The 26,148-nt window shown below is 35.2% G+C and carries 23 protein-coding genes; 8 read left to right on the top strand and 15 right to left on the bottom strand.

From position 1 onward, the window contains the following. Positions 1-82: 82 nt before the first annotated feature. From ACHZAX_RS08555 to dapA, 4 genes are all read right to left on the bottom strand, one after another. Complete coding sequence (locus ACHZAX_RS08555; RefSeq protein WP_320018794.1) at positions 83-1,111, bottom strand: DUF6340 family protein; 1,029 nt, start codon at positions 1,109-1,111, stop codon at positions 83-85. A gap of 147 nt (positions 1,112-1,258) precedes the next feature. Then, a complete protein-coding gene (locus ACHZAX_RS08550) occupies positions 1,259-3,352 on the bottom strand; it encodes a hypothetical protein (RefSeq protein WP_320018793.1) in 2,094 nt (697 codons plus the stop codon). Between the two features lie 370 nt (positions 3,353-3,722). Continuing rightward, positions 3,723-4,505 (bottom strand): hypothetical protein, encoded by a 783-nt coding sequence (locus ACHZAX_RS08545; protein ID WP_101309486.1) that lies wholly within the window; start codon positions 4,503-4,505, stop codon positions 3,723-3,725. Between the two features lie 408 nt (positions 4,506-4,913). Continuing rightward, positions 4,914-5,801 (bottom strand): 4-hydroxy-tetrahydrodipicolinate synthase, encoded by an 888-nt coding sequence (dapA, locus tag ACHZAX_RS08540; protein ID WP_320018792.1) that lies wholly within the window; start codon positions 5,799-5,801, stop codon positions 4,914-4,916. A 172-nt stretch (positions 5,802-5,973) separates the two neighbouring features. Between dapA and ACHZAX_RS08535 the strand changes: the two genes are divergently transcribed. Continuing rightward, the gene (locus ACHZAX_RS08535) at positions 5,974-6,633 is read left to right on the top strand and encodes an aspartate kinase (protein WP_101309591.1); all 660 of its coding nucleotides are present in this window, start codon (positions 5,974-5,976) and stop codon (positions 6,631-6,633) included. A gap of 59 nt (positions 6,634-6,692) precedes the next feature. Here the strand turns inward: ACHZAX_RS08535 and ACHZAX_RS08530 are convergent, their stop codons facing one another. The 3 genes from ACHZAX_RS08530 to ACHZAX_RS08520 are packed head-to-tail and all read right to left on the bottom strand — an operon-like array spanning position 6,693 to position 9,157. Further along, entirely contained in the window at positions 6,693-7,181 is a 489-nt protein-coding gene (locus ACHZAX_RS08530) for a YchJ family protein (RefSeq protein WP_320018791.1), read from the bottom strand. A gap of 6 nt (positions 7,182-7,187) precedes the next feature. Continuing rightward, the gene (locus tag ACHZAX_RS08525) at positions 7,188-8,039 is read right to left on the bottom strand and encodes a hypothetical protein (protein ID WP_101309482.1); all 852 of its coding nucleotides are present in this window, start codon (positions 8,037-8,039) and stop codon (positions 7,188-7,190) included. A 2-nt stretch (positions 8,040-8,041) separates the two neighbouring features. Next, positions 8,042-9,157 carry an MFS transporter gene (locus tag ACHZAX_RS08520; protein ID WP_320018790.1) on the bottom strand — a complete coding sequence of 372 codons (1,116 nt, stop codon included), beginning with the start codon at positions 9,155-9,157 and terminating at the stop codon, positions 8,042-8,044. Between the two features lie 150 nt (positions 9,158-9,307). On the opposite strand from ACHZAX_RS08520, the gene ACHZAX_RS08515 reads away from it, so the two are divergent. Beyond that, a complete protein-coding gene (locus ACHZAX_RS08515; protein WP_320018789.1) occupies positions 9,308-9,862 on the top strand; it encodes a nitroreductase family protein in 555 nt (184 codons plus the stop codon). A gap of 12 nt (positions 9,863-9,874) precedes the next feature. Then, positions 9,875-10,843, top strand: coding sequence for a CobW family GTP-binding protein (locus ACHZAX_RS08510; RefSeq protein WP_320018788.1), 969 nt, complete (start codon positions 9,875-9,877; stop codon positions 10,841-10,843). Positions 10,844-10,880: 37 nt separating this feature from the next. Here ACHZAX_RS08510 and ACHZAX_RS08505 read toward each other — a convergent pair whose 3' ends face one another. Then, on the bottom strand, positions 10,881-11,585 hold the full coding sequence (locus ACHZAX_RS08505) for a Crp/Fnr family transcriptional regulator (protein ID WP_101309478.1): 705 nt from the start codon (positions 11,583-11,585) through the stop codon (positions 10,881-10,883). A 336-nt stretch (positions 11,586-11,921) separates the two neighbouring features. Between ACHZAX_RS08505 and ACHZAX_RS08500 the strand changes: the two genes are divergently transcribed. From ACHZAX_RS08500 to ACHZAX_RS08480, 5 genes are all read left to right on the top strand, one after another. After that, positions 11,922-12,293: a hypothetical protein gene (locus tag ACHZAX_RS08500; protein ID WP_156196923.1), complete on the top strand. Its 372-nt coding sequence runs from the start codon at positions 11,922-11,924 to the stop codon at positions 12,291-12,293. Between the two features lie 11 nt (positions 12,294-12,304). After that, positions 12,305-13,219: a DUF5777 family beta-barrel protein gene (locus ACHZAX_RS08495; protein WP_320018787.1), complete on the top strand. Its 915-nt coding sequence runs from the start codon at positions 12,305-12,307 to the stop codon at positions 13,217-13,219. Between the two features lie 30 nt (positions 13,220-13,249). Further along, the gene (locus ACHZAX_RS08490) at positions 13,250-13,654 is read left to right on the top strand and encodes a c-type cytochrome (protein ID WP_320018786.1); all 405 of its coding nucleotides are present in this window, start codon (positions 13,250-13,252) and stop codon (positions 13,652-13,654) included. Positions 13,655-13,747: 93 nt separating this feature from the next. Next, positions 13,748-14,710 (top strand): cytochrome c3 family protein, encoded by a 963-nt coding sequence (locus ACHZAX_RS08485; protein ID WP_320018785.1) that lies wholly within the window; start codon positions 13,748-13,750, stop codon positions 14,708-14,710. A gap of 1 nt (position 14,711) precedes the next feature. After that, entirely contained in the window at positions 14,712-15,326 is a 615-nt protein-coding gene (locus ACHZAX_RS08480; protein WP_101309474.1) for a cytochrome b/b6 domain-containing protein, read from the top strand. 511 nt (positions 15,327-15,837) lie between these two features. Here the strand turns inward: ACHZAX_RS08480 and ACHZAX_RS08475 are convergent. The 7 genes from ACHZAX_RS08475 to ACHZAX_RS08445 all read right to left on the bottom strand — a co-directional run bounded on the left by ACHZAX_RS08475 (position 15,838) and on the right by ACHZAX_RS08445 (position 26,052). Further along, complete coding sequence (locus ACHZAX_RS08475; protein WP_101311561.1) at positions 15,838-16,896, bottom strand: hypothetical protein; 1,059 nt, start codon at positions 16,894-16,896, stop codon at positions 15,838-15,840. 346 nt (positions 16,897-17,242) lie between these two features. After that, a complete protein-coding gene (buk, locus tag ACHZAX_RS08470) occupies positions 17,243-18,319 on the bottom strand; it encodes a butyrate kinase (RefSeq protein ID WP_320018784.1) in 1,077 nt (358 codons plus the stop codon). A gap of 104 nt (positions 18,320-18,423) precedes the next feature. After that, positions 18,424-19,569, bottom strand: a complete 1,146-nt coding sequence (locus tag ACHZAX_RS08465) for an acyl-CoA dehydrogenase family protein (RefSeq protein WP_101311559.1) — start codon at positions 19,567-19,569, stop codon at positions 18,424-18,426. A gap of 140 nt (positions 19,570-19,709) precedes the next feature. Continuing rightward, positions 19,710-21,515, bottom strand: coding sequence for an acyclic terpene utilization AtuA family protein (locus ACHZAX_RS08460; RefSeq protein ID WP_320018783.1), 1,806 nt, complete (start codon positions 21,513-21,515; stop codon positions 19,710-19,712). Positions 21,516-21,586: 71 nt separating this feature from the next. Further along, on the bottom strand, positions 21,587-23,566 hold the full coding sequence (locus ACHZAX_RS08455; RefSeq protein WP_320018782.1) for an acetyl/propionyl/methylcrotonyl-CoA carboxylase subunit alpha: 1,980 nt from the start codon (positions 23,564-23,566) through the stop codon (positions 21,587-21,589). A 27-nt stretch (positions 23,567-23,593) separates the two neighbouring features. Further along, positions 23,594-24,394, bottom strand: coding sequence for an enoyl-CoA hydratase-related protein (locus tag ACHZAX_RS08450; RefSeq protein ID WP_320018781.1), 801 nt, complete (start codon positions 24,392-24,394; stop codon positions 23,594-23,596). Between the two features lie 50 nt (positions 24,395-24,444). Then, positions 24,445-26,052, bottom strand: coding sequence for a carboxyl transferase domain-containing protein (locus ACHZAX_RS08445; RefSeq protein WP_320018780.1), 1,608 nt, complete (start codon positions 26,050-26,052; stop codon positions 24,445-24,447). Between the last annotated feature and the right edge of the window lie 96 nt (positions 26,053-26,148).

Genomic DNA, 26,148 nt, shown 5'->3' with positions numbered 1-26,148 from the left:
TGTATTAAAATTTGAGATCTCAAAATTAAACAAGCCTGATAGAATAATACTCATCAGGCTTGTATATTTTTTTAAAATAAAATTACTCTCCAAAAAAAAGATCCAATTTCTCTTTGTTTTTGGTTCTCTCCAGAAGTTCTAATGTGTATGCTGTAACTAATTTAAATTCGGACGGCAAAGATTTTAATGTTTTATAATGAAAAATTGATTTCCGAATCCAACGATTTGCCTGCACATAATCTTCTTTAATTTCGTAAGCCACAGCTAAATTATAAGAAGCTCTTCCTGCAAGTTTATCATCTTTTTCATCTGAAATCTCAGTCCATAACGAAATTGTAGTCTCCCAATCCCCCTGATCAATATAATATTTTGAAATGGCTAAACGATCATCTCCGGAGGCAAAATACTTTCTAGTAATATCAATCCATTTAGGAGCAAGCATATCTGCATATTGATTTCCAATTTCATAAGAAACATCCTTAAAAAGATCTTTTCTTTTGGGCAGTTTTTCTTCTATTAACCGATTGTACGAAGGCGATGTAACTTCCGAAAACAAACTGTCAATTACGATTTGTTCATCCAGATATGTCTGTTTTAATGGATCATAGATCCTCCATACAGCAAAATAATTCGCATCAGTAATCCCATAATTCAGTACATCTTCAAATACTGTATATTTATTATATAACTGTACATCCTCCAAACAGATTAAAATATCAGATCCATTACTCTCGCAGATACTGTCAACAAGTTCCCATTTCATTGGTGTATAATCTCTGTCACCTGATATTTCCTTTTTATCCAACTGAATAAATGGAATAGAATCCATGGCTAAATACTCCGATAAGTTCTCAGTAAAACCCAAATAGCAATTCGTCGAAATATCTGTAGAGTAATCTGTTGTATCAGTTAAAAGAGTACTATTTATAAGATAATACTGACTCACAGTATCAATCTTAAAACTGGTATTTCTATCAACAAAGCCTATTGTTTTCACATCAGCAGGAATTAAAACTTTGGGTGCATTAAGTCCTTGAAAACTGTACAATGAAAGAGTTTGACAAGATGATAATAAAAATAATGAGGTGACAATTAAAAATATCCTTTTCATATGTCTAAATTTGTTTTTTATTGCCATATGTAACTTTCCATGCTGTAATAATCATCCCCTTGTGTATCACAATCATTTTGGCATGGACGTTTCATATATTTTACTGCTGATTACGATTAATTCGTTTGATTTTTTTCAATTTCAGATTTAAATCCCTAACCAATACTTTCTCAAAAACCATTCCAATATCATTAATATGATAATTATAATTAATACAAATAGCATCTCAGCTAAATTACCATATTTCGTTTCCTCTGATAAAATAGATTTTGAATGCTCATTTTCTTTAATGCTGGTTCTCATTTCCGCTTGTTCGTCAGGTTTAAACACCTTACCTCCTGTTAAACTTGAAATTTGCGAAAGTATTTTATGATCGGCCTGTAAATTTTTAGCTTCATTACTGTTTAAGCTAACAATAAACTGTCCCTTTTGCTCCAAAACATTTTCACTATCCTGGGTTTTAACAACAAATGAATAATTGCCTTTTGGCAAAGAACCTATTCTTAATTGGTATTTATCTGAGCGTTTTTCAAAATTATAGTTGAAAGATTTACCCGCTTGATTTATCAAGGTAAAATCCAAATTCGCCTGATTAACCAACTCGTAACTTTTATTGTATATCTCAGTATCAAATACAATTTCGTCCCCTTCGGAGATATTTTTTGGGTAGTTAACCACCAGTTGGTTACGATTAATCTTCAAAGATAAATACTGCACCATTTTATTGATCAAATCAAAAAATACTTCAGGAGAATCATTCATTCGAGACAAGTGCAATTTCCATCGCCAGATTCCCTCACCAAAAATCCACGCAATCTTCTGTTCATCAGTATATGAAAAAACAATTTGAGGTTCTTCCGTTTGTACTGATTTAATACTCTGATATCCAACAATATGATGTTCAGAAGTAAATTCACAATTCACTAAAGGAGATAACAAGGGCGGCATTTTCTCAAAAATTTCCATCTTTGATCTCTTTAAATCAAACAAGTTAAAAGCTTCATCTCCAACAAAAGATGATTCGGAGAATAAACCTTCATTTCTCAACAAATTCACACCCAAATTCAACTTATTTAAAGCTTCTATATCCGAATTACCTCCAACAACCATTAGAACAGGAATTTCCTTTTGTTGAATTTGCTGCAAAAAACCTGAATATGAATTAAGATGAGATGGAATTTGATACAGAACTACCAGATTGTATTTCTCAAGATCAGCTTGTTTCTGTGCAAGATTAATTAACTCAACAGTAAAATTTAAATTTTCATTAATCGCCGATTGAATAGCTGCTATGTCAGGATGATATTTATCAAAACAAATTGCTATTTTTCTCTGATTATCAAATACATCAACCACAAACTCGTATTGGTTATTACTCCTGGAATGTTCCTTTCCTGTTGCAATTACTTCTACCCTAAACTTCTGTAAACCTGCTTTTTCCGGAGTAATAAAAAAATCTTTTTCGATAAAGAATGAATTGTTATTAATCTGAAATTCATCATCAATCAATTTCGCCGAACCATTGTAAATTTTCAATCGTACTGATTCCGAATCTAAATTAGTTGCTTTAACGCCAATTCTAACGGGTAATTTACTTTTTATAAAACCTAATTTATTTGTTTTAACTGATATAACTGAAACATCCTCGATGCGTGCCGTGTCCCCCAATTGTAATGTGTGAATCGGAAAATTCAAGTCTTGTACATCATATCTGGGATTACCGCCTTTATTGTAAAGACCATCACTGGCAAGAAGAACCTGCACATTATTTAAATTTCCATAATTGTTTTTCAAAAATTGAAACAAATCTGAAAAATTTGTATTCGCCTCGGAATAATTATAATTAGATAGTTCCTCTACTTTATTTCCAAAACTAATTTTCTTAATCTCAAATTCAGAATTCAAAGTCTCGAGAAATTTTTCTATTTCAGAAGGGTATTCATTCAAATAAAATAAAGAATCATTATTCAATTTAAGAGACTTTGAATTGTCCTGAGCAAAAACTAATAATGGTTTTTCAATTTTTTCTAAAGCATATTTAATTTTTGGTTCCAACAGTAGTATCAGAAGCAATAAAATAGAAAGCCCCCGCAAAAAAGCTAAAATGTAGATTTTGGGCAGGGAAAGATCCTTATGGTATGGTTTTTTGAAAAAATAAACCATAACAATAAGTAATAAAGAAACTAAAGCAAAGGGCAATACCCACCATAATGAGTATTCGGTAACTATGGTGATATTCAATTTTAGTGATTTTAGAATTTCAACAAATTTAACAAACAAACTTTAAATGCTGGTTTAAAATCCAACAATCTCTACTAATAATCCAATGGTTTTTAATCTTAAAATAAGGTTAAATTAAAGATTTAATCTTCTTTAACACTTGTTTAGACCAATTAACTTGATTCATGCATACATTTGTAATGTACAAAAGAACAAAAAGTAGTTTTTTCATATAGTAGATTAAGGTTTAAAGTGAGTAGAAAAAAAGTCGGCTGGTTACCGACTTTTTTTGCGTTATATACTCTCTTATTTGGTGTAAAAACTATCTTCTAAAATTCATTTGAATATGATGCAACGCTTTAAACATCTGATGCTATCAATTGCGGATTGATTAGATATCGAAACCTGGTCTTATAAAATCTCTTGATTCGGGGAATACCTTCTCGACTATAGTCCGTAAACCTGAAAGTATCAGTAACAATGGCAGCATTCGATCCTCTGTTTCAGGAAATTTCTGCATAAAACAAGTCCAGGCCTTAATCGATTCATCAATGGACAGCAATGCTACTTTACCAGATGCAATACTGTCATGTTTGTAAAATTCATTCCCTGTTTCTTCTGTATTTGTCTTACTTCTAAGTGAGCGAAAGAGCTTGCTTGGGATAATAAACTGATACCAGCGAATTATCTCATAAGAATTAAAGACGGTTTTTTCAATTTCACTCATCTCCTCTTCATCCTTATAGTCCAGTAACTCTTTGAGACTAACACTTCCTACAAAAAGGAGTGCTTCAAATTCGGCAAACCATTGGTCTACCAATTCAGAATATTTATCGGCCTGTCTCATTATTTGGCCTTTAAATATCAAGTCATCTTTTTTCTCTTCTTCTTCAGCATCAAAATCTTCATCCTGTTCAGGCATTTCCATTCCTAAATCCTTTGCTGCTTGCTTCAGCAACTCCATACTTAACTGAAACATCTCATCCAGATTATCCATTGCTGAAGAAGCATCGGTATTAGAAACATCTAAATCAGGCACACCCTCTTCCATCATTTTATAATTAAGACAATTACCGGTAAAACTGCATCTTTCACACCAACCATCACAATAATTATAAATACCGGGAATTAAGTAGGGATTTTGAATTAAGGCAAAGAGTAAATCTTTATTCATATTTGGCAAACTTCCTTTAAATCAATTTATAACATCTAAATTTATTAATAAAATGACAACTTTTGCTGCAATAATCAGAGCATTTTATCAACAAATTCTTTAAATATATAATCGCTTTCATTAAGCATTCCTGCCAAATGAATTCAAATTTAAGCAATCTTCTCTATATTGAAAAACACTGTGATTCTAAGCTCTTGTACTTATTATCATCTGATTGGTTTCAATTTATCATTGTAATTTTTAAAAACAAAGCTGTTTTTCCTTATCAAACGAAAGGCGAAGCTCAGTTCCAGATAAGCTTATTCCACTACATCACAGCAAAATACAGCACCAAAAAAAATGATAATTTCCCAAAACAAAAGAGCCACTTTTTAAGTGGCTCCATATTCAATTAATAGTTTTAACTATTTAAATCATTTTCAATTTGGTTATTTCATTTACCAATAAAATTCTATTTTCATCCATCATTACAGACATAGGAGATCTAAACTCTTCGCTTAACTTATTCATTATTGCCAAACCTGTTTTCACAGGTATTGGGTTCGACTCGATAAAACACAATTGAATTAATCTCAGATATTTAAAATAAATTTCTTTTGATTTAGCCACATCACCCTTAGAGGCTGCCAACATTAAATTATGAAATTCCTTAGGGATTAAATTGGCAACAACTGAAATAACTCCATCTGCTCCCATACAAACAGCTTGAAAAGCCAAAGCATCATCGCCCGAAAAAACCATAAAATCAGATGGTTTATCTCTCAAAATACAAGCCATTTGCTCTAAGTTCCCGGATGCCTCTTTGATACCCACGATATTTTCAAATTCCGTTGCTAATTCCACAACCAAATCAGCAGGAATGTTGCCGGCGGTTCTTCCAGGTACATTATAAAGAATAATTGGAACAGTAACCGCTGTAGAAATTTGAGAGAAATAATCTTTCAAACCCTTTCTTGTTGGTTTGTTGTAATAAGGCGACACAACCAAAATTGCATCAACACCCAAAGATTCAGCCAGGCAAGAATTTTCAATTGCTTCGGATGTTGAATTTGTTCCGGAACCCGCTATTACCGGAATTCGTTTATTCACCTTTTCAACTGTATGTTTAATTAGTTCCGCATACTCCATTTTAGTAAGAGTGGCAGCTTCCCCAGTGGTTCCGCAAACTACAATTCCGTCAGTTTCATTTTTCAAATGAAAATCAATCAAATTATCAAAAGCAGTATAATCAATACTACCATCAATATTAAAAGGTGTTACAATAGCAACAATAGATCCTTGCCAAGCTTTTCTCATTTATATATACTCCTTGATTATTACTTGCAGACATCCGCAAGATTTTGTTAACGGCTGCAAATATAGATTCTACAATAAAATGAACGAAATTTTTAGAAAATTTATTCATTAATTCTACATTCTGTTAATTTTTGAACATCTTTGTATGGTTTTTCAACACAAACTTCAATTCATGATAACAATTCCACAAGTTGTAGAAAAAATAGTTAGCTCACAACCCTTTTTGGCAGAAGCTTTGGTAGATGGTTTAATAAACATTTCGTCATTGGCACGTAAAATTCAGGATCAGGTTGAACAGAGCGTAAAAAAGCCGGTTAAACTCGGTGCAATAATCATGGCCCTGAACAGGTTAGCTCCAAGTCTGGAAGTGAAAATCAATCCAGGTTTAAAGGAAGTTATTACCAATGTAGGTGATATTATTGTTCGCTCACAATTAGTCGATTTTACCTATAAAAACTCAAATACCCTGATTGAAAAACACACAGAATTGTTAAAATCTATTGGTCCTAATCAGGAATTTTTCTACACTATGGTTCAGGGGGTTTTCGAATCTAATTTAGTTGTAAGCAATACTTTAAGAGAAAAAGTAGAACAAGTATTTAGTACTGAAATGCTCGTAAGTAAAAGTGAAGATTTATCATCTGTTACATTAAAATTACCTTCAACAAACAGTCAACAGCTTGGCTTTTACTATTTTATACTTAAGAATATCGCATGGGCCGGCATCAACATTCGTGAAGTAATCTCAACCACAAATGAATTTACTCTTGTTGTAAATGATACTGATATCGACAAAACTTTTTCTGTACTGAAGAATATGGGAAAGAATTAGAAATATATTTTAATGGAAATGGCTGTTTTATTGAAAACAGCCATTTTATTATTTCATTGTTATTTTAAGCAACACTTTTTAAACTTTTTGCCACTTCCACAAAAACACAGATCATTTCTATTTGGTAGATTCTCTTTTTCCTCCTTGTTAAGCTTTGGATATTCCCCGGAAACATAAACCCAAACTCCATTCTCCTTATTAAAAAAGGATTTTTCATGCATAATTTGCTTCTGTCCTTTTTCTATAAAACCGGCCTGAAATTCTACCCATCCAACCGAATCAAATTCTTTTCCTTTCTCGGTGTGAATCACTTTCAATCCAAGCCATTCAACCGACTGAGCCCATTCTAAAATCCCTTCTTTCTGATCGGAAGGACATGTTTCAGATGAATAAGTAGCTAAAATGTAATCAATATCGGCAAGAACAAAAGCAGAATACCTGCTGCGCATTAAATCTTCTGCCGTAACCGCTTTTCGTTTGCCGGAATGAATTGCACCACAACATTCTTTGTATGCTGTATTATTGCCGCAAAAACAATTATTCTCCATCGGTTGCTAACTATAAGATTCCTGAAAAAACAGGTCTAATTTATCCAGATCCTGTTCTCCAATTAAAGCTAAAAACCTCGCAAAATGAGGAGTTGTACTTTCTAAAACATCCTTTATTTTAAACATCGCATTAAACTCCGTAATAAATTCAGCACGCATATCGAAGGCACTTACCAGAGTCTCGTAGAAAATCCGGAACAAACTCCCTTCAGATTGTAAGGTTTGATCATCGATGGAGATCACCTTCATCAGATTCATTAATAAATCATAGTTTTTCAACTCAATGGCAACAGCAATCCCCTTTGTGAAATGAGCAAAAAGAACCTGTAAAGATTCCTTATCATTGTATTCAGGAATAGGAACCGGTATAAATTTACAATCGGTATAAACTCCTAATCCTTCTTCTCTTCTATCAGAATTTAAAAGCATAAATGCTTTCACATTCGAAAGACACAAATAATAAAAGTCGCGGTATTTATCGAACGGTAAATCAATTAAAGCCTGATCCAGAACTTTAATTCCATTGTTCATTGATTCGTGAATTTTCTCCTTCCCGCGCTTAAACGAAAATTCTGCCATAAACTGCAAAGCCCAATTCAGACCATACACCCACTTGCCACTTGTCGAACAAGATAAATATCCCTTACGATACTCTTCTCCGGCCTCATTTAATTCTCCAAACAGAGAAAATGAAGCCGCACGTAATTGAAGAATTTCCAAATAAAACCGAGCTTCTTCTTTTAGAAGATCAACAGAATTGTCATTTAAGAATTCACGAATTTTTTTTGGGTCTTTCGATTGAATCCCATGATTGTACATCTCAATAAGAGACTGATATATTTTTTCTTTTTCCTTCATAATTAAATTTTAGTATTTGTTCTTATTGTTTGAACAAATCCAAGTGATACAAGACAAAGAATGGCACCAAATACAAACGGAATTCTCCAGTTTACCATCCATAACAAACCTCCAACAACTGGTATAACAACAGCAGATATGTGGTTAATTGTAAAACCCACCGCCATTGATGGCGCAATATCTTTTGCATCGCCTGTTTTATGGAAATACGTATTGATTCCCATCGAAAAACCGAAAAAGATATGATCCAAAATATATAATCCGGCTACAATAAGAGCATTTTCAATATAAGCATATCCTAAAAAGACGAAAACCAATCCAATATATTCCAGTGATAACATTTTTCGTTCTCCGTATCGATTGATTCCTTTTGCAATCATAGGAGAAACAAAATAGGCTATAACGTTATTTATTACAAATAGAATTGCTACATCCTGAACTGTATAATGATACTTCTGCACCAGCATAAAAACAGCAAACACAACAAAAATCTGACGCCGGGCGCCACTCAAAAAATTCAAAACATAAAAAAGCCAGTATCTTTTTCTTACAACCATCCCCTTATTTTGAAGAGGAATATTTTTATCTGCCGGATCCCAGAAAAATGCCCAAATGCCAAGACAAAAAACAACGGCACCAATTAAGATAAAGCTCGCTTCTATTGAAATGAAATGTGCAATTCCATAAACAAAAGCCCCCATACTAATATTTGCTATGGCTGACCAACTTCTTTGCTTAGCAAATACAACAGGTGCCTGCTCAATCGTAAAATACTGCAGTGTCAGGGATTTATTTGTTGTCTCGAAATAATGAAATCCCACAGACATGATAACTGTTGTAATTATTAAGCCTAAAAACGAAGGGAAAAAACCAGTTAAAGCAACTCCCAAACCAACAATTAAAACTGATAATGCCGACAAACGATGTTCTTTAATTACCAACAATAAATACACAACTAAAAGAGCCAAAAAGCCAGGGATTTCTCTTACCGATTGAATGACACCAACCTGAAATCCATTAATGCCAACTTCCTCTACTGCGAAATTATTAAATAAGGTTCTCCACCCCTGATGTCCCGCCGTGGCAGCTATTACCAATAACATCAGATATTGGAACATGATATTTTTCTTTAGCTCTTTCGTCATCTATATTCTCCTCTAAAAAATGATTGCCAAAGGTACAAAAATGTTGTGAATGGCACAGAACAAAACCAACATGCCAAACAAAATGAAAAATTATGAGCATCATGTCTTATTAATTTCACAATTTTGTACAAAGTATTAGAGCAGGCATTAATAAATGAAGAAATGAATTTTAAAGATCTTAGCCAGAAACGATATTCAGTTCGCTCCTATCAATCGAAAGAGATAGAACAAGAAAAATTGATTAAAATATTAGAGGCCGGACAAATTGCACCTTCAGCAGTGAACAGTCAACCCCGGCATTTTATTGTTGTTAGGGAGACTGAGAATCACAAAAAATTCTCCGAAATTTATCATCGTGAATGGTTTAAAGAAGCTCCTGTTTACATCCTAATTTGCGGTGATCACACCCAATCATGGAAACGAAGTGAAGATGGTAAAGATCATTGTGATATTGATGCTGCGATTGCCATCGATCACATGACTCTTCAGGCAACAGAACTTGGCTTGGGAACTTGTTGGATCTGCAATTTTCACATTCAAAAATGCATAGATTTTTTCAATTTGCCTGATTATATTGAGCCGGTTGCAATTTTATCTTTAGGATATCCATCGGACAGGATACCTCCTCAAAAGATAAGGAAATCATTAGATGAAATTGTTCATTGGGAAAAGTTTTAAATGAATATGATTATGTCAAAAATTCCAGTTACTGTAATTACCGGTTTCTTAGGTGCAGGAAAAACCAGTCTGCTTAATCACTTAATATCAAGCTATCCTAATAAAAAATTCGCCGTTATAGAAAATGAATTTGGTGAAGTAAACATTGATTCTGAATTAGTTGCCAACGTTAAAAACGAAAACATTTTTGAATTAAGTAATGGTTGTATTTGCTGCAGTTTGAATGATGAATTGTATGTTGTTTTAAAAAACCTGATTCAATCAAATCATCAATTCAATCACCTTCTTATAGAAACTACCGGAATTGCGGATCCAGGTAGTATTTTAGCTTCATTTATTACTGATCCGTTCATAAAAAAAGAATTTGAATTGGACGCCGTAATTTGTCTGGTTGATGCCGAAAATGCATCTGATATTCTAGAGAAGGAAGTTGTTCTAACCAAACAAATTGCAATATCGGACCAAATATTAATAAATAAAACGGATATAGCTGGTCGTGAAAAGACAAATGCGGTTAAAACAGAGGTTGAAAGGATTAACAAGTTTGCCAGAATTGAAGAATGTGTATTTGCGCAACCGGCAAACAAAAATTTACTTGATTCCTTCTCTTATGATCCTGCAAAGGTTTACCAATTTGTTTTAGGACTTGAAGCAAACGCTAGTCCCCCAAATAAAATAACGCATGGAATTGAAAACATGTGCTACACCTCTTCAATTCCAATGGATCAAATGAAATTAGGGATGTGGCTGGATGCGTTTCTGAAATTTAATCAGGAAAGTATCTACCGAATTAAAGGAATTCTATATCTGGAAGGTGTTGACAAACGAATTATACTACAATCTGTACATACTCAAATACAAGCAACCGTTGGAAGAACATGGGAAAAAGATGAGATAAAGGAAAGTAAGATTGTAATAATTGGAAAAAATCTGAATCGAAAAGTAATCGAACGAAATCTTGATGAACTTCTTGTACAATAAAAACGAGAGGAAATATCCTCTCGTTTTTATTGTATTTTCAACCTGTTTCGCTAATTCGCTCCAGTTGTCCGTAATTTAATATTTTCAGTTTTCTGCCATCCAGTTCAATAATGCCTTCATTATGAAATTCTTTTAGAATTCTAATCGCACTATCCTTCGACATACCGGTAAGATCCGCAACATCTTGTCTTGAAAGATGCAAATCAAAGTTCAGATTTTCATACACTTTACCAGAAAGATAAATAAGTCCATCGGCTATGCGGCCATGCATCTGCTTTTGTGACAAACTCACCATTTTTTCAAAGGAAAAAATTCCTTTTTGAGTGCAATTCTTAATGAATTCCTCGGCAAAGAGAGGATTTGTCTGAATTGCTTTTTTAAAAGCACTTATTTCTATAAAACAAGCTGTGGTATTATCAAGTGCTGCAATTGAATAATGATGTCTGTTATCAAAATACAAAGATGCCTGCCCAATAATTTCCCAAGGCTTAATAATTCTAATTATCAACTGTTTATCCTGAACACCTTCCACATATAATTTTGCCAAACCTGTTGTTAAAATTAATAGATGAGTTGCAGAGGTACCTTGTTTAAAGATTGTTTCACCAGCCTTAAACTTTACTTCAAATCTATTCTCATTCAATTCAATTAGTTCGGGGCGGGAAAGAGTACTTAACATCGGTATTCGCATATTGCAATCGAGGCAATTTTTGCAATTATCCGATTTTGAAAATTTAGCCATAGTAGTTTAGAGATATAGGGTACAAATTAGTAGTTAGTTATCAAATCTATCAGAAAATTTCCCAAAAACAAATAGTGAATTTCAAATAAAAATTGCTTTGCAACAGCTACAGAAAATTTGTTTTTTTTCTAGCAACTATTAAATATAAAAAAAAGACTGAGATAAGCCTAGTAAAAGACTGATAAATGTCGATTTGTATTAGACAAATTCCTTTTTTTCATAAAATAAATCTCGGTGTATCAAACCTATTGCGGTAAAGGCAAATATCTATCTTTAGTGTAAATGGTTTAATCTCTTTAATCACTAATTAGTACTTAAATTTAAAATCTCAATACTATGCAAAAGAACAACTTAGTAAGTCTTTTACTGGTTTTCCTAACAACTCTGTGTTTTGTTTCGTGCGAATACGATACCATTCAAGTGGATAAAATCGTAATCCCACCAGATCAGGAAATCTCGTTTAGTGCGGATATCGTGCCCATATTCACTTCTAATTGTATCAACTGTCATGATGGTGGAATTAATCCGGATTTAAGAGCATCCAATGCATTTAATGCATTAACAAACGGAGGTTATATCAATGTTGATCTTCCAGGCTCCAGCGAATTGTATACACAATTACAATCAGGATCTCACAGTACCCGAGCTTCAGCAACTGAAAAACAATTAATTCTTGAGTGGATAACCCGAGGTGCTAACGACAATTAAAACTATACACTATGATAAGATCTAAATATTCAATTCAAAAATTTATGAAAATGACTTTTTCATGGATGTTCCCATTCTTTTTGTTTCTTGCTGTCGTCCTGAGCGCATCACAAAACTGCTTTGCTCAGGAAGATGAATTTGCAAACGATCCTGTTACCGGTACTTTTGAGTCTGGACTTCTTGGAGAAACTCAAACTACAGTAACTCCATTTGCCGGCGAATTTGAATTACATATTCAACACCGTTTCGGATTAGTAGAGAATGGATTGGAAGACGTTTTTGGTATTTATGCTTCCTCAAACATTCGCATGGGGGTAAACTATGGTATTACAGAAAAATTCATGTTGGGCTACGGATATACTAAGGACTATAAATTGCAGGAATTCCATGGAAAATATAGAATTTTTACACAAACCGAATCCAATTCTATTCCAGTTTCTGTAGCATTATACGGAAATCTATCTATTAATTCTCAAGATAAAGTTGTTTTTGGTAATGACTATGCATTCTCGGATAGATTGGGATATTTTTCTCAGTTAATAGTAGCACACAAATTTAATGAGAATATCTCGTTGCAATTAGCTCCTAGTTTTACTCATTTTAATAAAACTGATTCTTTGGTTGAACACGATAAGGTAGCAATTACCCTTTCTGGCAGAGCTAAAGTTACACCTTCAATGTCTGTGTTTTTTGAATATGATCAGCCTTTAAACATTGATGATATGAGAGAATTTACCAATTCAGATCAAACCGATCCTGAAGCCAACTTAACTTTTGGTATGGAAATTGGTACTAGTACTCATGTGTTCCAGGTGTTTATGTCGAACTATGAGGGAATTACTCCGCAAAGGAACATTTTATACAATAAAAATAAAATTGGAGACGGCGACTTTCTTGTAGGGTTCAATATCTTAGTAAGATTCTAGTTCATTCTCCTTAATTAAAAGAAATTAATTATGAAAAAGATGAAATTTTTTATCCTTATCGCAATTGCGGTTGTTGGATTTGCATTTACCGCACAACAGAAAAAAGCTGAAGCCTGGAAAGTGCCTGCAGAATATAAAAGCATGGAAAACCCATTGGCTAATGATAAAGCTAGTGTGAACACAGGAAAAATGGTTTACATGAAGCATTGTCGTTCATGCCATGGTAATGCAGGATTAGGAGACGGACCAAAAGCGGCACGTCTAAAAACATTCCCTGGCGATTTTTCAGGTGCTGAGTTCCAAGGTCAATCTGATGGTGAGATCATGTACAAAGCTATCTTCGGAAGAGATGAGATGCCTAACTACGAGACTAAAATTCCTAGTAAAAAAGAAAGATGGGCACTTGTAAACTACATGCGTACATTTAAAAAATAGTAAAAATTCACACAATTAAAAGGGTATATATAATTATACCCTTTTTTTCTGAAACTTTAATACAGCCAAATTGCAACACCTAATAACCTGAGCATGAATCTAAGCAATTTTAAATATATTATTCTGATTGTAAGTTTCCTTTGCACTGTTTCTCTTGGTTTCGGGCAGGAAACAAATGAAAAAAATCAGTCTGGCAGCAACAAAAACCAAAAATGCCTTAAATGTCATGGAAATCACACATTCAAATATATGAATGAAGATTTTGGCCTTGAGATAAAAGAGGCAATGTGTAACAATAGATTTATTGACACAATCGCTTTTGCTCAATCAAACCATGGAATGTTCAAGTGCACCGACTGCCATTCACCTGAATATGAATCATTTCCTCATGCTGGAAATTTACGAATGGGACTTATGTATGCATGTAATGATTGCCATGGTGGTGATCCTGAGTATGCTAAATTTCATTTTGATGAGATTGAAGAAGCGTTTTATGAGAGTATGCATTACAATCGGGCACCTGATGCCTTCAACTGCTGGAGCTGTCATAATCCACATTCGTACAAAACACAGGCAAGCAAAGGTGGTAAAATTTCAGAAACAGTTACTTACGACAATAATATTTGTTTAAAATGTCATGCTGATATAAGTCAATTTGAATTACTTACCGAAAGGGAAAACATCAATATTCTTAAAACACACAGCTGGTTGCCAAACCAAGAACTTCATTTTAAGAATGTTAGATGCATTGAGTGTCATACACAACTAAATGACAGCCTGCTGATAAGCCACGTTGTTATGCCAAAAGAGAATGCTATTCGGGAATGCACTAAATGTCATTCTGAAAACTCACGTTTGATGGCCAGTCTGTACAAATACAAAAGTATGGAATCCCGCAAAAGCAATGGTTTCATTAACGCGGTAATTATAAATGAATCGTACGTTATAGGTGCGAACCGTAATAAGTATTTGAATATATTAAGTGTAATTATTTTTGGATTGGTACTATCAGGAATTTTCATTCACACCCTTTTCAGAATCTTTAAACGTAAATAATATGGCTAGCGAAAAACTTTATTTATATCCAATTTGGATTCGTATTTGGCACTGGATGAATGCAATACTTTTTATTACCCTTTTGGTTACTGGAGTTAGTATGCAATATTCAAATCCTGAGAATCCCTTGTTAATTTCCTTTGAACGATCTGTTGAGCTTCATAACCTTTGCGGCATTCTCATAAGTCTGAATTACCTTCTTTTTTTTATTGGGAATCTGTTTACATCAAACGGAAAACAATACAAAATGAAAACTAAAGGATTATTGACCAGAATCTTCAACCAATCGGTATACTACCTTTTTGGAATGTTTAAAAAACAGGATGCACCCTACCCAATATCGGCTGAAAATAAATTTAATCCAATGCAGCGTTTTATATACTCTACCGCCATGTATGTTGGATTTCCTATTATTATTGCCAGTGGTGCTGCTATGTTGTTTCCTGAAATTATTGTTCCTCAAGTATTTGGATTCAGCGGCTTATTATTAACGGCAATTGTACATGTGATTATTGGTTTTATTTTATCTCTGTTTTTGTTTATTCATTTGTATGTTTGTACGATAGGAAGTTCTATTAGCAGTAATTTTAAAAGTATGATAACAGGTTGGCATTAAAATCAACACCTTAAATAACAAACCGGATCCATTGGGTTCGGTTTTTTTTTGTGAACATACTTTCTGCATCATTAGGCGAGATTCCAATTTATAGATAAATCTGCACAGATAATGCCAGCTCAATCATGAACGAAGTGAAATTTAATGAGTAAATTTAGATCCTTACCTTCATAAGTCATCTGATCATTTTCCAACAATTGGGTATAATCGAGTTTGGTTAACTCTTCAATTCAATATTTAGCTCCTTATCAGGCTTACATGTAAATTCAGGTGGAAGTATCTAAAAATTGGGCAAAAAAAAACGGTTGAAGAATCTCAACTGGTTCAATATAATTTAATAAAATGAGTTAACCATTTTCAGAACTTTACTTTATAAACAGTTTCTTGTCTATAATGTATCCTTTCACAGCAAATCCCTCTTAAAATTACAACTGCTTTTGTTGCATAAAAAAAGTTGCTCAATCTTTTCAGATGAGCAACTTTTTATAATGTATATGTTTTTTGAAAAAATCTAGATTCCTGGAGTAGGCTCAGCTTCTAAAGCTTCAATAGAATTTTGTAATAAAGCTTTCACATATTTTGGATTGTGTACTCCTAAACTACGATCTTCTTCTAATCCAGCCCAGTTAAAGAATGCACGTGCCTGAACCATAGGATAAGTTCCAACAACAGGCTCATAAGCAGCATCAGCTTCAACCCAAACTACAACACCTAAGCGAACTAATTCGTCTCTTAGTGTTTCAAGTTGACCTTCAACAATTGATTGTACTCCTCCATAATTAAAATCTGTTTCAGTAACACCGTGACATGTATTACATGCTAAAAGAGATGGATTATATGTATGTCCACCTTGATCTTCATCATTATCAAATTCAGCCATATGACAACCAGTACAAGAAGCTTGAGCTAAGTGAGTAGCAGAACCAGCAGCAGGATAAGCAACAGAACCTTCAATTTCAGCAAAACCAACACCTGCAACAACATTTGCTTGTGCTCCGTGGTGAGGTCCGTAATGAGTACTGGTAATTTTGTATGTATCACCTGGTTTGTCAATAATAGGCTCAGCTCTTCTAGACTGATGACAATTCGCACATAAATTCGAATTTCCTCCTAAATCCATTGTTATTGCAGGATCGAATATTGGGTGTACAGGATCTTTTAGTCTTAAAGCATAATCTTTTGCTTCAAATGATTCATGTAACCCATGACAGGTAGCACATTCCCATGCTGTTGGGTTTGTTATAGTTCCTGCAACAGTACCGGTATTGGCATACTGCACAAAACCTTGATGCGAATGACAGCGTGCGCAAGAAGCATTTCCTCCGGCATAATCAACTGCATTGATACCACTGCTGTGAACAGACATAGCAAATTGTGCTTCAATAGTTGCTTTAGTATCTCCTGAGTGGCAGTCTAAACAAGTTGAATTTCCATCGGTTCCATCAATTCCATTTGTGCCATCAGCACCTGCTGGTCCCATAGGTCCTTCTTTTGTACAACCAGCTATTAACAGAGAAATTGCAAAAACTCCAATTCCTACAAATTGAAAAAATGAGCGAGTTTTCTTCATAATAAAAAATATAAGATTAAATTTAGTAGTTCCATTTTTGACACAAAGAGTTCATCTCCTTATACTTTTTAAATATATATGAATGCAAATGCCTTATCAATAAATGGCTGGCGAGATTTATAAACTACAGGAAAGAGGTTTGTTTTGTTTAAAAAACGAGGAATTTGGTTTTTAAATCGACATTTATCATTCAAGGGGCGATTTTTATCGTCAACACACACAACAATCTAACATACAGGACAATAACAACAATCAATTGAACAAAAACAAGGAATTCATTTTGTTTCAGGCATAAAAAAATCAGCCGAAACTGATTTTTATTGATTATAAATTAAAATAAATTCTTCTAGTATTCTAATATTTCTGTCTCATTTCTCAAAATCATTCTACCATAATCACTAAGTGCACTTAGTACTTCTGCTCCAGGGTAGATAGTAACTGAGGCAATTTTTTCAACTCTTCCTCTTATTTCTTTCACCAATGTTTCATCTTTAGCCAAACCACCTGTTATAATTATAGCATCAACAGCTTCAGCGCCAAATACAGGATACATTGAACCTATTGATTTAGCTACTTGATAGGCCATTGCCGATAATACCTCCTTGGCTTTAGAATCACCTGCATCTCTCATCCTACAAACATCATATCCGCTGTGAGTATTAAAATAAGCATACAAACCACCTTCACCTGTCTGCATTTTCATCATCTCTTCCTGAGTGTATTTTCCTGAAAAACACATTTGAATCATCTCTCCCATAGGCAAACTTCCACTTCTAATCGGTGAAAACGGCCCATCACCATCGTATGCCTGATTTGAATCTACTACTCTCCCCTTTTTATGAGCTCCGATACTGATTCCTCCACCTAAGTGAGCAATAATCAGATTCAATTCTTCATATTTCTTATAAATACTCTGAGCATATTTTCTTGCACTCGTTTTCTGATCTAAAGCATGAAAAATAGAACGCTTTTTAAACTCAGGGCGACCTGTTATTCTTGCTATATCTTCTAATTCATCAACCACAACAGGGTCGGCAACAAAAGCTTCTGCACCATCAATTTGTTCCGAAATAGTATAGGCGAGTAATCCGCTAAGATTCACAACGTCATTGCCGAACTCACAATTCGAAAGGTCTTTAATCATTGCCTCATTAACGCGATAAACGCCTGATTTTACAGGCTTGATAAGTCCTCCTCTGCCAATTACGACTTTTATTTCATCAATAGAAATATCATTGGCCTTTAACTCATCCATAATCACCTTTGCCCGGAATTTTGTTTGATCGCAAAAGCATTTAAAATCATCAATCTCCTCTGGCTTATGGTTAATTTTCTTTAAAAAAACCGGAGAATTCATCCGATAAACAGCTATTCGTGTAAATTGCATTCGCGGATTTAAGGCAAGTATCAGTTCTCTACTCATAGTGTTAATATTAGTGTTGTTATATGATTTAAAGTTGGAGACAATTGTGTCTGCTATTCGTCTTATACTCTATTTAGTTTGCATGCATTCCTTTGCGATAGGTCTCAACATCCAATATACCTTGAAATAACCAATCTTTGAATTTCAGATGTTCCTTCTCCAATTTGAAGAAGACGCTGATCGCGATAAAACCTTTCTACCGGATAATCTTTCATTAAACCATATCCACCATGAATTTGAACTGCTTCGTCGGCAACTTCCTTTGCAATTTCTGAACAATACAATTTAGCCATGGCTGCTTCTTTTCCATATTCCTTCCCCGTATCTTTCAACCAGCATGCTTTGTACAACAGGTTTCTCGCCAACTCAATTTTCAATGCCATATCAGCTAGTTTAAAAGAAATAGCTTGAAATTTCGAAAGTGTTTTTCCAAATTGTTTTCTCTCTTTTGCATATGCAAGAGCCAATTCATATGCACCCTGTGCACAGCCAAGTCCCATTGCTGCAATGGATAGCCTTCCTGAATCCAAAGTTTTTAACATCACCTTAGATCCCATACCACGCTTGCCCAATAAATTATCTTTTGGAATACAACAGTTATCAAAGAACATTTCTGAGGTATCCGAAGCCCTCCACATCATTTTCCCGTGCATGGCTTTGGATTTCCAACCCGGTGTTCCTTTTTCGACAATAAAGGTGGTAAATTCTTTCTCCTTACCCTTAATTTCGGTTACTGTCTGTACTGTAACACCCGAACATAAAGGAGTTGATCCATTTGTGATGAATATTTTCGATCCATTAATTACCCAACTATCACCTGTGTCTTTGGCATATGTTTTTGATCCCCGGGAATCGGAACCAGCGTCTGGTTCAGTTAATCCAAAAGCCCACAACTCTTTTCCGGAACAAAGTCCCGGCAGGTATTTTAATTTTTGCTCTTCACTGCCAAATTCATACAATGGACCTATTCCCAGCGAATTATGAGCTGCAAGTGTGGCTGCATGCGAGCCATCAACTCTTGCAATTTCCTCAACTGCAATTATATAAGACAGATAATCAGTATTGTGTCCTCCATATTTTTCAGGAAGTGTCATGCCAAACAATCCCATTTCACCCATTTTTAGGGTTAATTCAATAGAAAACTCCTCTTTCTCGTCCAATTCCTGAGCCAATGGCTTTATATCCCGTTCTGCAAAATCCCGAACAGCCTTTCTTATCGTATCATGTTCATCATTCAAATATGGAAACATATATATTTCTATTAGTAATTAATAATTCAGGAATGAAGAAATATGCCTGCAACTTCAATCTTTAGGCTTCCTCATTCACAAATATTAAGTTAGCAACTATCAATCATTTCGCAAATTCCATTCTAAATTTATTTTTGAAATTAATCAGATAAAATAGTGCCCAAGACATCCTCTGGAACCACAATCTCTTGATTCAGCAGTGCCGATGCAAATGTTTTCCCCTGAGCATCAATCATTAATGATTTTGTTCCTCCACCGTCCAGAGCTTCGTCCAATAAAAAATTTAATGCCAATAAATTGTCAATTTCGAATCTTGTGACTTTTCCTTTTGATAAGCCGAAAAACATATCGGTAATTCTTTCTGAAGTTAATTCCGTTTTTAAGAATTCATATACTGCTTTAGATCGAGCCAGTACACCAATATTTACGGTATCTCCTTTATCGCCGGAACGGGCCAGACAAATTTCCCGAAATGGAACAGCACACATTTTTACGCCTTCCTTTTTTTTCACATTCTCCTGATAAGAATTCGATGATTGTACAGTTATTATTTCCTGTTCATTTCCTAAAACAGAAGGTATTTCTGATGTTTCTTTAATCTCTCCATCTTCATTTAAAACATATACTATTGAAGAAATACATGTTTTTGGGATTAAAGTAGGCCAATATGTAATTACCTGCTGCATTCTTGCCCTGCCACCTGTTACGGCAACTCCCGGAGGTCCGCTTAAAATCAGCGGAGCAATACTCATGGAAAAGTCTTTGATTTTTGATACATCAGTATCATAAACAGATAAGCGCAGTAATATTTCATTGGGATCAATATCTTCAGCCAAATGCTGATGACAGGCATTGTATCCAACAAATTCAGTATTTTTCTTTAGATAAGTATGCTTTAAACGCTCCCAAAATATTTTTTCAAACTCTTGTGCTTTAATTAAAACTTTTCCTCCGCTGATAACAATCGAGCTGGTTGCTTTATATCCATCTTCAAACGCCATCGAAACTTTTAAATACGGCGTAGATGGATGACCTTTTGCATTCTTCACCAACACTCTATTTTCACCTTGCTTTTCCAGCACTAATTGACTAAAATCGGCAACAACATCGGGACTGATATATTGAGCCGGATTACCCATTTCGTATACCAATTGCTCGCGAATTGTATTGATACTAATTAAACCGCCTGTATTCTCATGTTTATAGACAGTAAACCCACCATTTTTATTCATTTCAACAATCGGATATCCCATGTTATCCCAGCGTTTTACTTTTTGCCAATCGGTAAAATTTCCTCCCGTTGATTGCGCTCCACATTCGATAATATGACCAGCCACCAAACCTGCCGCCAATTTATCCCAATCATCCAGTTTCCAGCCCAATTCATAGATCATTGGCGCCATGGTAACAGAGGTATCGGTGACCCTACCAGCCAATATTAAATCAGCTCCGCTTTCCAAAGCTTTTAATAAAGGTGGTACACCCAAATAAATATTCGCACTTTGTATGTTCTCGAAGATATCCTTAAAATCATCTCCGGTATCCATGTTCTTAAAATTAGCTTTGGAAGGATAAAATTCATCTATCCGTTCAATGATATTATCACCTTCAACTACTGCTATTTTAATGGAAATCCCTTTCTTTTTGAGTTCCGTGAGAATTTTACGGGCACAACCGATTGGATTAATTCCTCCGGCATTTGTAATCATTCTAACACCTTTCTCTTTCATCAAGTCAGCCACATCCACAATCTGATCCACAAAATCAGTGACATAGCCTAATGATTCGTCTTTTAACTGTTGTTTACGAAGAATACTCATCGTTACTTCTGCTAAAAAATCAGAAGATATGTAATCCACATCTCCACCTTCCAACTGTCTTCTTAGTACTCCAAGGTCATCGCCCCAGAAACCACCGGCATTTGCAATTCTGATTTTATCCTTCATATTTTTTGATTTGGCGTTAAATTCAAAATAATATATACTTAGTTTTCAGGTCAATATATAACCTGATCGGTTTAATCCATCATTAACTTTATCAATTCTGTTCTATTCTTAACCTGATCTCCTTCAGAAACTAATACGTTCTCAACTTTCCCGTGAAACGGAGCCAAAATACTGTTCTCCATTTTCATTGCTTCCACAATAATCAAGACTTCGCCTTTAGCCACCTTCTGTCCCTTATTAACTTCAATTTTCACAACTCTGCCCGGCATCGGCGATAAAATACTTCCATCAGATTCCTTCCGATCAGAACCCCCGACATCTGCTATATTGGATTGAATCTCCGACCATCTCATCAGTTCACGAACAATCCCCTGACAACTCACAAAGCTCTTTCCTTCAGCATTTTTCGATTGATAAAACAGATATCTGACACTATTAAACTCCAGCATCAATTGATTATCTTCAATATTCACATTTTCAACTACATAAAATTCACCACTAATTTTTATTTCATATGGATCTATACTGATTATTTCAATATCAAGTACTTCTTTATCTACAATTCTAAGTTTTATTCCCTGCTGTCTCCAATAACCAATTTCTTCCCAAATTGAATTGACCTTCTTCCTTTTCAATTCAAACAAAGCGAAACTGATTTGGAAAAGAGCAGCAGGTATTTCAAGTTTATCTTCCTGCATTTTTCGCATCAACTCATCATTATGGTTCTGACAAAAATGTGTTGAAATTTTATTTTGCTTGAAATGATCAGTATTCAACAATGTATGCAAATACATGATGTTATTCTTAATTCCATGTATCTCGTAATTGTGCAAGGCATGATGCAATCCTTCAATGGCCAGATCCCTGTTTTCGTCCCATACAACTAATTTCGCGATCATTGGATCGTAATCGGAATGAATTGTGCATGACCCAACTATAGCAGAATCCAGACGCAACCGACCATCAAACAATTTTGGTGCTTTGTAAAAACTAATTTCTCCAGGAGATGGGATAAACTCATTTTCAGGATCTTCCGCATAAACTCTGGCTTCAATGGCGTGACCTTTCATATGAATATCTTCCTGTCTCAACTTTAGCTTTCGCCCTGAGGCTATCGACAATTGTTTTTCCACCAAATCAATTCCTGTAATCATTTCCGTAACGGGATGTTCCACCTGAATTCTGGTGTTCATTTCCAGAAAGTAGTAATTCAAATCCTCGTCAACCAAAAATTCAACTGTTCCTGCATTGGTGTAGTTCATTTCCTGAGCCAAAAAAACAGCCATATTGCCCATTTCCTTCCTCAATTCATGCGTTAAAGTTGGCGAAGGAGCTTCCTCAATCACTTTTTGGAAGCGTCGCTGTATCGAGCATTCCCGCTCAAATAAATGTACCACATTTCCATGCTGATCAGCTAAAATCTGAACTTCAATATGCCGCGGATTTTGTATGTATCTTTCGATTAAAACGGTGCCATCGCCAAAATAGCTTGTTGCTTCGCGCGATGTCGACTCCAAAGCAGCTTGCAAGTCTTCTTCTTTATGAACGATCCGCATTCCCTTGCCACCGCCACCTGCAGCAGCTTTAATCAAGAGTGGAAACTGCATTTTTCCCGCTTCTTCTATCAATTTCACTGAGTCTCCAACAACACCTTCCAAAACCGGAACACCAATGGATTTGGCAAATTCACGTGCATTTACCTTATTCCCCATTAACAGGATAGCATCAGCATCAGGACCAACAAAATCAATTCCACTATCGACACATAATTGAGAAAAAACAGCATTTTCAGCTAAAAATCCATAGCCCGGATGAATAGCATCCGCTTTTGCTTTTCGTGCAATTTCAATAATCTGATTTAAATTCAGATATGTTTCCTGTAAATTATTTCCCCTTAAAGGATATGCCTCGTCGGCCTGCAAAACATGCTCTGCCTGCCGATCGAGTTCAGAATATAAGGCAATGGTATGTATGCCCAAATCTTTTGCTGTTCGCATAATTCTAAGGGCAATTTCGCCACGATTCGCTATTAATAGTCTTTTGTAGTACATTCTAATTCAATTAGTGATTAAGAATTATTAATTCTCAATTACCCAGTTAGGTTTCCGTTTCTCTAAAAATGAATTCATTCCTTCCTGACCTTCAGCCGATTGACGTAATTCAGCAATCATTTTAGCTGTATTCTCCATCGCCTCTTCATGATTCCATACATTCTCAACATCGTAAAGCAATTGCTTGCAAGTAGAAACTGCTATAGGTCCACTCGATTTTAGCTTTGATATCAGATCCTCTAATTTTTCTCTTAGCTTCTTTTCACCAAACGACCAATTTACCAAGCCCGCTTCCTGCGCCTCTTTCCCATCAAATCTTATTCCGGTAAGCATCAACTCTTTCGATTTGAATTCACCAACCCGTTTCATCACGTAAGGAGAAATACAAGCCGGAACAATGCCGATTTTCACTTCGCTTAATGAGAAAACGGTATTCTTATGTGCCAGAACAAAATCGCAGGCCGCCAATAAGCCATTTGCACCACCAATAGCAGCACCATGAACCAAAGCAATCGTGGGAAACTTACAGGAATAAACAGCATTGAAGCACATTGACAGCTTATAACTCTCCAAATAGTTTTCCTGATAAGAATAATTAGCAACGCCTTTCATCCATTTCAGATCTGCCCCGGCGCAAAATGATTTTCCTTTTCCTTTCATAATCACAACCCGAATACTGTCGTAATTCATCTTCTCAATTTCTTCGAAACAATCAATGATTTCGCCAATCATCACCTCATTAAAGGCATTGTGTATCTCAGGACGATTCAAGCTAATCGTTCCAATTTTATTTTTAATGCTAAATTCTATAGTTTGAAATTCTTTCATTTTCTTTTTATTTACCCCTAAATCCCATAAAGAGGACTTAAAAAATTCAATTACATTCTAAACACCCCAAAATCAGGCTCACCAAACTCTTTATTAACTGAAGCGGCAATTCCCATCGCCAGTACTTTTCTTGTGTCGGCAGGATCGATAATCCCATCGTCCCACAAGCGTGAAGTGCTGTAATAGGCAGAGCCTTCCTCCTCATACTTTTCTAAAATGCTGTCTTTCAATTTGTTTTGCTCTTCAATTGGGAATTCCTTCCCGCTTTTGTGAAGTTGTTGTTCCTTTACCTGTACCAAAACGCCAGCCGCCTGTTCACCACCCATCACCGAAATTTTGGCATTGGGCCACATAAACAACAATCGGGGTTCATAAGCTCGTCCTGCCATAGCGTAGTTTCCAGCTCCAAAAGAGCCACCAACAATTACCGTGAATTTAGGAACCTGAGCATTTGCAACCGCATGAACCATTTTGGCGCCATCACGGGCAATCCCTTTGTACTCATATTCTTTTCCCACCATAAAACCAGTAATATTCTGCAGAAAGATCAATGGAATTTTACGAAAACAGCACAATTCAATAAAATGTGCCGCTTTAAGCGATGTTTCAGAGAAAATAATGCCATTATTGGCTATAATACCAACCGGAAAGCCCATAATCTTTGCAAATCCAGTCACGATTGTTGGAGCATAACGCTCTTTAAATTCCTGAAAAGAACTTCCATCCACAATTCTGGCTATCAGCTCTCGGGCATCAATGGCCTTTTTCAGATCAATTGGAGCTAATCCGTACAATTCTTCAGCAGGATATGCAGGATCTTTCACTACTTCTCTTTCCAAGCCAAATTTCCGCACTTTAGGCATCGACTCAAATATGTTTCTGCATATTTGAACTGCATGTCTGTCATTTTCAGCCAAATGATCTGCTACTCCGGAAATAGAAGTATGCATTTCAGCTCCGCCCAATTCCTCTGCTGTAACATCCTCACCTGTTGCAGCCTTCACCAATGGAGGCCCGCCAATAAAAATGGTTCCTTGTCCCCTTACAATAATGGTTTCATCACTCATGGCCGGCACGTAAGCGCCACCGGCTGTACACGATCCCATTACAATGGAGATTTGAGGAATTCCTTTTGCCGACATTTTTGATTGATTGAAGAAAAACCGTCCAAAATCATACTTATCAGGAAACACCTTCGATTGTTCAGGAAGAAAAACACCTCCCGAATCGACCATATAGATACAAGGCAAATGATTCTCCAGAGCAATCTCCTGCGCACGAATGTGCTTCTTAATGGTTTCCTTAATGTATGTTCCACCTTTTACGGTTGCATCGTTGGCAACAATTACACATTCTCTGCCGTGAATTACTCCAATACCAGTTACAATACCAGCTGAAGGAAATTGATTTTCGTATTGATCGCAGGCAGCCATTGCTGAGAGTTCCAAAAAAGGAGTGTTTTTATCCAATAAAAGCTCAATTCGATCTCTCACTAGCAACTTCCCTCGCTTTAAATGACGCTCTTTGGCTTTTTCATCAACGCCGTGCAATATTGATTTTAACCGATGGTGGTACTCTTCCATCAATTTCTCGTAAGACTTCTTATTATCCAAGAAATCCGAAGAGTTTACGTTTATTTTTGATTCTATTTGATTCAAAGCTTTATTATTTTTACTTCCGTTTAAACAGATCTTTTATTCTTAATTATTTAAAGAATTTAGATGTTAGATTTGAGATCTGAGACAAACTTAACT

The sequence above is a fragment of the Labilibaculum manganireducens genome (genome assembly GCF_963665805.2).
Classification (GTDB): domain Bacteria; phylum Bacteroidota; class Bacteroidia; order Bacteroidales; family Marinifilaceae; genus Labilibaculum; species Labilibaculum manganireducens.
Note: the sequence above shows the minus strand (reverse complement) of the source record. Positions and strands in the feature narration are given on the sequence as shown.

Bases quoted from the DNA above. Each gene is read 5' to 3' on its own strand.
- ACHZAX_RS08485 (WP_320018785.1), top strand. From the start codon at position 13,748: ATGAATCTAAGCAATTTTAAATATATTATTCTGATTGTAAGTTTCCTT.
- ACHZAX_RS08525 (WP_101309482.1), bottom strand. From the start codon at position 8,039: ATGAAGGAAAAAGAAAAAATATATCAGTCTCTTATTGAGATGTACAAT.
- buk (WP_320018784.1), bottom strand. From the start codon at position 18,319: ATGAGTAGAGAACTGATACTTGCCTTAAATCCGCGAATGCAATTTACA.
- ACHZAX_RS08555 (WP_320018794.1), bottom strand. From the start codon at position 1,111: ATGAAAAGGATATTTTTAATTGTCACCTCATTATTTTTATTATCATCT.
- ACHZAX_RS08460 (WP_320018783.1), bottom strand. From the start codon at position 21,515: ATGAAGGATAAAATCAGAATTGCAAATGCCGGTGGTTTCTGGGGCGAT.
- ACHZAX_RS08495 (WP_320018787.1), top strand. From the start codon at position 12,305: ATGATAAGATCTAAATATTCAATTCAAAAATTTATGAAAATGACTTTT.
- ACHZAX_RS08480 (WP_101309474.1), top strand. From the start codon at position 14,712: ATGGCTAGCGAAAAACTTTATTTATATCCAATTTGGATTCGTATTTGG.
- ACHZAX_RS08530 (WP_320018791.1), bottom strand. From the start codon at position 7,181: ATGGAGAATAATTGTTTTTGCGGCAATAATACAGCATACAAAGAATGT.
- ACHZAX_RS08545 (WP_101309486.1), bottom strand. From the start codon at position 4,505: ATGAATAAAGATTTACTCTTTGCCTTAATTCAAAATCCCTACTTAATT.
- ACHZAX_RS08510 (WP_320018788.1), top strand. From the start codon at position 9,875: ATGTCAAAAATTCCAGTTACTGTAATTACCGGTTTCTTAGGTGCAGGA.
- dapA (WP_320018792.1), bottom strand. From the start codon at position 5,801: ATGAGAAAAGCTTGGCAAGGATCTATTGTTGCTATTGTAACACCTTTT.
- ACHZAX_RS08475 (WP_101311561.1), bottom strand. From the start codon at position 16,896: ATGAAGAAAACTCGCTCATTTTTTCAATTTGTAGGAATTGGAGTTTTT.
- ACHZAX_RS08500 (WP_156196923.1), top strand. From the start codon at position 11,922: ATGCAAAAGAACAACTTAGTAAGTCTTTTACTGGTTTTCCTAACAACT.
- ACHZAX_RS08455 (WP_320018782.1), bottom strand. From the start codon at position 23,566: ATGTACTACAAAAGACTATTAATAGCGAATCGTGGCGAAATTGCCCTT.
- ACHZAX_RS08450 (WP_320018781.1), bottom strand. From the start codon at position 24,394: ATGAAAGAATTTCAAACTATAGAATTTAGCATTAAAAATAAAATTGGA.
- ACHZAX_RS08520 (WP_320018790.1), bottom strand. From the start codon at position 9,157: ATGTTCCAATATCTGATGTTATTGGTAATAGCTGCCACGGCGGGACAT.
- ACHZAX_RS08490 (WP_320018786.1), top strand. From the start codon at position 13,250: ATGAAAAAGATGAAATTTTTTATCCTTATCGCAATTGCGGTTGTTGGA.
- ACHZAX_RS08535 (WP_101309591.1), top strand. From the start codon at position 5,974: ATGATAACAATTCCACAAGTTGTAGAAAAAATAGTTAGCTCACAACCC.
- ACHZAX_RS08465 (WP_101311559.1), bottom strand. From the start codon at position 19,569: ATGTTTCCATATTTGAATGATGAACATGATACGATAAGAAAGGCTGTT.
- ACHZAX_RS08505 (WP_101309478.1), bottom strand. From the start codon at position 11,585: ATGGCTAAATTTTCAAAATCGGATAATTGCAAAAATTGCCTCGATTGC.